The organism is Stenotrophomonas sp. STEN083, from assembly GCF_056759195.1.
In genome coordinates, this window is record NZ_JBRRCU010000060.1 from 21,492 (window position 1) to 28,636 (window position 7,145).

Annotated in this window: 7 protein-coding genes; 2 read left to right on the forward strand and 5 right to left on the reverse strand. The window is 61.9% G+C overall.

The window, feature by feature from the left end; genetic code table 11:
• Positions 1-7 precede the first annotated feature (7 nt).
• From ACVOK8_RS15475 to ACVOK8_RS15490, 4 genes are all read right to left on the reverse strand, one after another.
• A complete protein-coding gene (locus ACVOK8_RS15475; protein WP_481567613.1) occupies positions 8-1,711 on the reverse strand; it encodes a hypothetical protein in 1,704 nt (567 codons plus the stop codon).
• 51 nt (positions 1,712-1,762) lie between these two features.
• Entirely contained in the window at positions 1,763-2,737 is a 975-nt protein-coding gene (locus tag ACVOK8_RS15480) for a glycosyltransferase family 2 protein (protein WP_481567614.1), read from the reverse strand.
• Between the two features lie 8 nt (positions 2,738-2,745).
• On the reverse strand, positions 2,746-3,732 hold the full coding sequence (locus ACVOK8_RS15485; RefSeq protein WP_481567615.1) for a malate dehydrogenase: 987 nt from the start codon (positions 3,730-3,732) through the stop codon (positions 2,746-2,748).
• Positions 3,733-3,844: 112 nt separating this feature from the next.
• Positions 3,845-4,339: a peptidylprolyl isomerase gene (locus ACVOK8_RS15490; protein ID WP_481549809.1), complete on the reverse strand. Its 495-nt coding sequence runs from the start codon at positions 4,337-4,339 to the stop codon at positions 3,845-3,847.
• 213 nt (positions 4,340-4,552) lie between these two features.
• Between ACVOK8_RS15490 and typA the strand changes: the two genes are divergently transcribed.
• On the forward strand, positions 4,553-6,397 hold the full coding sequence (typA, locus tag ACVOK8_RS15495; protein ID WP_481537419.1) for a translational GTPase TypA: 1,845 nt from the start codon (positions 4,553-4,555) through the stop codon (positions 6,395-6,397).
• A 4-nt stretch (positions 6,398-6,401) separates the two neighbouring features.
• Entirely contained in the window at positions 6,402-6,878 is a 477-nt protein-coding gene (locus ACVOK8_RS15500; RefSeq protein WP_481567616.1) for a DUF2127 domain-containing protein, read from the forward strand.
• On the opposite strand, the gene ACVOK8_RS15505 is transcribed toward ACVOK8_RS15500, so the two are convergent.
• Positions 6,875-7,145 (reverse strand): hypothetical protein (locus ACVOK8_RS15505; protein WP_481567617.1); only part of this gene is annotated, 271 nt, incomplete at its 5' end. The genes ACVOK8_RS15500 and ACVOK8_RS15505 overlap by 4 nt on opposite strands.

The window sequence follows — 7,145 nt, forward strand, 5'->3', positions numbered from 1 at the left end:
CGCCCGATCAGCGATCAGCTGCCTCGATCAGATACATTTCCACTTCCTGCGCGTCCAACGGGCGTGAAGCTTCAGGCCGATCAAGCTCGAGGCTGCTTGCCCCGGAGCTGTTGACGGCCACAGTTCGAGGCAACCAGGCTTTCCCCCGAAGCGCCTTTCGTGTCATCCGGCTGTATCGACCAACCAGGGTCACCTTGTACTTCCCGGCGGCAACTCCGCGCTGCAACTCCGCGACCCAAGCAAACTGTTTCGGTGCTTCCATGTACGCACCGTGCCCAGCCACAAGAACCGGCAGTTGCGAGGACGAGAGCGCTTGATAACCGAAGTCATCACCTACCTGGTCCTTGCCCGCCGAGATGGCTGCCAGCAAGCGGTTACTACCATCGTCACGCAGCGGCATCAGCAACGCCCGGCAGCGGTTGAAGTCAGTGGTCGAGCCACTCTGCACATCGTGGAACGGAATGCCGGGGTAACGCTTACGGGCATCATTGCGCGCCTGGATGAAGGTTTCCTTTGCCTGTGCGCCGTAGATCAGACCCCTGTCGCGTCGCTGCATGTAAGGCGCACTGACCAGGCAGAAAAGCGCCACGCCAATCGCCACGGCAGGGATCCAAGCAGGCACGTGCGAACGCGCCCAGCGGAACAAGCTCACACCCAGGTGGGCAACAAGAATCGCCCCAGGAATGATGGAAGGCGCGTAGTAGCGCTGCTGCATCACCGGCAATAGATACGTCTTGAGCGATGCCGAGCCAAAACTGAAATACAGCAGCGGCCACAGCCAGAATCCGACCAAGGCCAACCAGGTCAGCGCCTCGGTGCGCGACATCTGCCCGCGCCACCAGCGCGCTATCAGGTGCAGCGTCGACAACCCAGCCAAGGAGAACAGCACGGTGGTGTAACTACCCAGCACAAATTTCAGGGTGCGCAGCCGATCAAGCACGCCGTGGCCCTGCGAGTCGGCGAATCCGGCCAGGTCATGCGGAACCAGCAGGCTTCCCACGCTGGAATACCATTGCCCTGCCACGCTTCTGAATACCAGCGCCTCGATCGCCAGCAGCAGCAGGAAGCCCGTACTGGCAACAGCCACGTCACGCAACAGGCGACCCATGCCGGCCGAGATCCCAGCAAGGATCATCATGCCGGCGACTACCGGCATCAGTACCATCCCGCTTTCCTTGATGGTGAAGGACACAGCCATGCTCGCGCCCAACAGGAATGCATAGCCAGCAGATGCGCGTGCCGGCGTGGATTTCGCCGATATCGCTTTCATCCACAGACACAGGTAGAGCAGCCCGACGATCAGGAAAAGCGTGGAGGACAAATCCGGCAACATTGCGCCGGCGTACAAAAAGAACACGGGCTGGGCTACTGCCAAGACGCTGCTGAGCACTGACGCCAGCCGCCCCAGGAATTGCCTGGCGAGGCAATAGCCAGCCAGACCCAACACCACGAAAAGCCCGGTATAGGGAACTATCATCCATTCCAGGCTGAGTCCGGTCTGGTACATCATTGCGCCCGGCAGCAGGAACACCGCCCTGCGTTCGGCCACCGACGCCACCGCGATGGGGTCGCCCAGCGCAATCTTGATCGCACCGATCATGTAGCGCGTGTCATCGCTGCAGTACAGGCCAGTGAAGAAGTAATAGCCGACCAGCGCGAAGCAAGCCATGACCACGGCCGCATAAGGTGCTTCCAGTTTCAGATTCCGCAATTTCCCGGCCTCCCGACCTGTTACAGAAATCGGCGATGCCCGCCGATCAGATCAACGTGTAAAACGGTGCAGTATCCGCCGCGGGATCCTGCTGTAGTCGAACGCAAAGAAACCCTGCAACAGCACGAAGCCGACGATGGCCGCAATGCTCACCAACGCCACCGTGCCCGTGGGTGACTCCACCCCGCGCATCAGGTTGTGGTACCACGTCCAGCCACCGTGGACGAGTGCGAAAAACATCAGCATCACGCCACCCAGCAACTGTACCGATGCCAGACTGAAGTCACGCAGGAAGTACTCGTAGAAGATGCGCTTGAGGAAATTGCGTGCGTGCGAGCGCAGGAAACGCGGGATTTCGCGCAGCGGGTTCAAACTGGAATGCTCATCGCCATAGACTGCGCGCATGGGCACGTCGACCACCACCGCATCCACCAGGTGAAGCCGGAACAACAAGTCGCTCTCGAAGAAATACCGCTTCTCAAGCTTGTCGAGTTCGACCTCGCGCAGGCAATCGGCATGGATGGCCGTGTAGCCATTGGTCGGATCGAAGATGTGCCAGTAGCCGCTGGACAGCTTGCACAGGAATGAAAGCGCGGCGTTGCCCAGCAACCTGACCGGCGGCATCGAGGCGACGTCGCGGACATGGAAAAAACGGTTGCCTTTGGTGTAATCAGCCTCATTGGCAAGAATGGGCCGCACGAAACTCTGGATCAAGGCCGGGTCCATCTGTCCATCGGCATCCAGCTTCACGCAGATTTCGGCGCCCAGCCCAAGCGCGGCACGGTAGCCGGCGACCATTGCGCCGCCCACCCCTTGGTTGTGCTCGTTGAAGACCACATGCACGCGCGCATCGGTGCACTCAGCCTGGACCCGGAGTCCAGTGGACTCCGGGCAGGCATCATCAACCACGATGACGAGGTCTACCCCGTCATCGATCCGGGAAATGACTCCCAGGATCGAGTCGCGGGCGCGGTACGCCGGAATGACAACGGCGATCTTCGCCTTCGCAACTCGAGTTTCCATCATGAAAAGACTCAGCCCAACAGATCAGCGACGCCAGCGCGCTCTTCTTCCAGCTCGCCCAGCGTGATGTCGATGTACTTCTTGGAGAAGTCGTCGATCGGCAGGTCCTTGATGATGGTGTACTCGCCGTTCTCGGTGGTTACCGGGAAGCCGAACACGACGCCTTCCGGAATGCCGTAGGAGCCGTCGGACGGCACGCCCATGGTCACCCACTTGCCGTTGCTGCCCAGCACCCAGTCATGCACGTGGTCGATGGCGGCGTTGGCAGCCGAAGCGGCCGAGGACAGACCACGGGCGGCGATGATCGCTGCACCGCGCTTGCCGACGGTCGGGATGAAGGTGTTGGCGTTCCATTCCTGATCATTGATCAGCTCGGCAACCTTGGCGCCGCCGGTGGTGGCGAAGCGGTAGTCCGGGTACATGGTCGGGCTGTGGTTGCCCCACACGGTGAACTGCTCGAAGCTTTCCACGGTCTTGCCGGTCTTGGCAGCCAGCTGGCTCAGGGCACGGTTGTGGTCCAGGCGCAGCATGGCGGTGAAGTTGCGCGGGTTCAGGTCCGGTGCCGACTTCATTGCGATGTAGGCATTGGTGTTGGCCGGGTTGCCGACCACCAGCACCTTGACGTCACGCTTGGCGACGGCGTTCAGCGCCTTGCCCTGCACGGTGAAGATCTTGGCGTTTTCCAGCAGCAGGTCCTTGCGCTCCATGCCCGGGCCGCGCGGACGCGCGCCAACCAGCAGGGCCACGTCGACGTCCTTGAAGGCCACCAGCGGATCAGCAGTGGTCACCACGCCGGCCAGCAGCGGGAATGCGCAGTCTTCCAGTTCCATGACCACGCCCTGCAGGGCGGCCTGGGCCTTTTCGTTGTCGATTTCGAGCAGCTGCAGGATGACCGGCTGATCCTTGCCCAGCATTTCGCCAGAAGCGATGCGGAACAGCAGTGCATAACCGATATTGCCGGCAGCGCCGGTTACGGCAACACGAACGGGTGCTTTCATGGGGGGTTTCCTCTGCTAAGAAGCGGGTGTGGGGTAAAGCCGGGCATGCGCAGTTGCGCTGGCCGGGCTGGAATCAGAAACGGCCACCTGTGCAGGTGGCCGTCGGAGTCAATCAGGCGGCGAGGATCTTGTTCCACTCGGCGACGCGGTCGGCCTTGGCGGCCAGCACGGCGTCGGTATCGCCTTCCAGGGTGATCTTGTTGATCGCATCGCCCTGCTGGATCGCGTCAACCACGTCCAGGCCTTCAAGCACCTTGCCAAACACGGTGTGCTTGCCATCGAGCCAATCGGTCTTGATGTGGGTGATGAAGAACTGGCTGCCGTTGGTGTTCGGGCCGGCATTGGCCATGGACAGCACGCCGCGCTCGTGGCGCACGCCGTTCTTGGTCTCATCTTCAAAACGGTAGCCCGGGCCGCCGCGGCCGGAGCCTTCCGGGCAGCCGCCCTGGACCATGAAGTCGGCGATCACGCGGTGGAACGCCAGACCGTCATAGAAGCCATGCTTCACCAGGTTGACGAAGTTGGCAACGGTCAGCGGTGCCTTGTCGGCATACAGCTCGATCTTGATCGGGCCGCGGGAGGTGTCGAAATTGGCGATCAGCGACATGGGAAATCCTTTGTAAAGAAGACGACTCTCAATAGCCCGCTAGTTTACACCCGGCTCCGCCCGTGCTGCTGCCCTTCCCCGGCAGCCCGCCCGGAAGAAGTCTGAATGGGCCATCAGACGAGTCTGAACGACAGATTTCGCACAACCCTGACATAGCGCTATAATGCTGGACTCATTTTCCCCATTTCACGGCACCGGCTGGCCGTCTTTCGCATGTCCATCGAAAATCTTCGCAACATCGCCATCGTCGCCCACGTCGATCATGGCAAGACCACCCTCGTCGACCAGCTGCTCAAGCAGTCCGGCACCCTGTCCGAGCGTACGGTACTCGCCGAGCGCGTGATGGACAGCAACGACCAGGAAAAGGAACGCGGCATCACCATCCTGGCCAAGAACACGGCCATTACCTGGGAAGACAAGAAGACCGGCATCAAAAACCGGATCAACATCGTCGACACCCCGGGACACGCCGACTTCGGCGGCGAGGTGGAGCGCGTACTGTCGATGGTCGACACCGTGCTGATCCTGGTCGACGCGATGGACGGCCCGATGCCGCAGACCCGCTTCGTCACCCAGAAAGCCTTCGCGATGGGCTTCAAGCCGATCGTCGTGGTCAACAAGGTTGACCGCCCGGGCTCGCGTCCGGAGTGGGTGATCGACCAGGTGTTCGACCTGTTCGACAAGCTCGGCGCCACCAATGAGCAGCTCGACTTCCCGATCGTCTACGCCTCGGCCCTGAACGGCTATGCCGGCCTGGAAGACACCGTGCGTGACGGCGACATGACTGCACTGTACGAAGCCATCATGCAGCACGCGCCGAAGCCGGAAGTCGACCCGGAAGGCCCGTTCCAGATGCGCATCAGCCAGCTGGACTACAACAATTTCGTCGGCGTGATCGGCATCGGCCGCATCCAGCGTGGCACCCTGAAGAAGGGCATGCAGGTTGCAGTGATCGACCGCGAAGGCAAGAAGCGCAACGGCAAGGTTGGCCAGGTGCTGGGCTTCCTGGGTCTGGAGCGCATCGAGCAGGACACCGCCGAAGCCGGCGACATCGTCGCTATCTCCGGTATTCCGGAACTGACCATCTCCGACACCCTGTGCCACCCGGAAACCCCGGAAGCACTGCCGGCGCTGACCGTTGACGAGCCGACCATCTCGATGACCTTCCAGGTCAACAACTCGCCGTTCGCAGGCAGCAAGGACCTGTCCGGTGGCAAGTTCCTGACCAGCCGCCAGCTCAAGGACCGCCTGGACCGCGAGCAGGTCCACAACGTGGCCCTGAAGGTGGAACAGCTGGAAGACGCCGACAAGTTCCTGGTCTCCGGCCGTGGCGAACTGCACCTGTCGGTGCTGATCGAAACCATGCGTCGTGAAGGCTACGAGCTGGCCGTGTCGCGCCCGGAAGTCATCATCAAGCAGATCGACGGCCAGGCCATGGAGCCGATCGAGCAGCTGGTGGTGGATATCGAAGAAATCCACCAGGGCGGCGTGATGGAAAAGCTGGGCTCCCGCAAGGGCCTGCTGAAGAACATGGAAACGGATGGCAAGGGCCGTGTGCGCCTTGAGTACCAGATCCCGGCCCGTGGCCTGATCGGCTTCCAGAACGAGTTCAAGACCCTGACCCAGGGCTCTGGCCTGCTGTTCCACGTGTTCGACCATTACGGCCCGAAGGAACAGGGCGCCATCGCCAAGCGCCAGAACGGCGTGATGATCGCCAATGCTGCAGGTGCCACCCCGGCCTACTCGCTTGGACCGTTGCAGGAACGCGGCAAGCTGTTCGCCGCCGAAGGTGACAACGTGTATGAAGGCCAGCTGGTCGGCATCCACTCCAAGGACAACGACCTGACCGTCAACGCCATCAAGACCAAGCCGCTGACCAACATGCGTGCTTCGGGCAAGGATGACGCGATCCAGCTGACCCCGGCGATCAAGTACTCGCTGGAACAGGCCCTGGACTTCATCGAGGACGACGAGCTGGTCGAGATCACCCCGAAGGAAATCCGCCTGCGCAAGAAGGGTCTGACCGAAAGCGAGCGCAAGAAGTCCTCGCGCGGTTGATGCGTTGACCAGCAACACGCCCTACAACCCGGATCCGCATGCGCATCCGGGACTGGCAGCCATCGCGCTGTTGGAAGCGGGAAAGGCCGTACTGGCCTTTCTCGCCGCGGCCGGCCTGGAAATCTCCGGGCCGGCTCCGCTTCGCAACATCATCAATGCCCTGATCCACCGCGCAGGTGGTGACCCCGAGAACGGCGCGTTCTCCTCGCTGCTGGGCATGATCACCCCCGATACCGTTCATCTCGGCGCCGCTGTACTGGTCGGCTACGGGCTGCTGCGCGTGCTTGAAGCCTGGGGCCTGTGGCGCGCCAAGGCCTGGGCCTCATGGCTGGGCTGCATCTCCGCCGCGCTCTACCTGCCGCTGGACTTCTACGCCATCGTCAAACACCCCGGCTGGGCCTCCTGGCTGCTGCTGGCGGTCAACCTGCTGGTCGTCTGGGTACTGGCCCGCGACCTGGGCAAGCGCCACCGCAAGCGCTAGAGCGCCACCTGCAGTGCCGAGCCATGCTCGGCATAAGGCCTGCCCAGCAATCCCGAACGCTTCACCCGTAGTGCCGAGCCATGCTCGGCATGAGGCCTACCCAGCAATCCCGAACACTTCACCTGTAGTGCCGAGCCATGCTCGGCATTTGGCATTCCCGGCAATCCCGAACGCTTCACCTGTAGTGCCGAGCCATGCTCGGCATGAGGCCTACCCAGCAATCCCGAACACTTCACCTGTAGTGCCGAGCCATGCTCGGCATTTGGC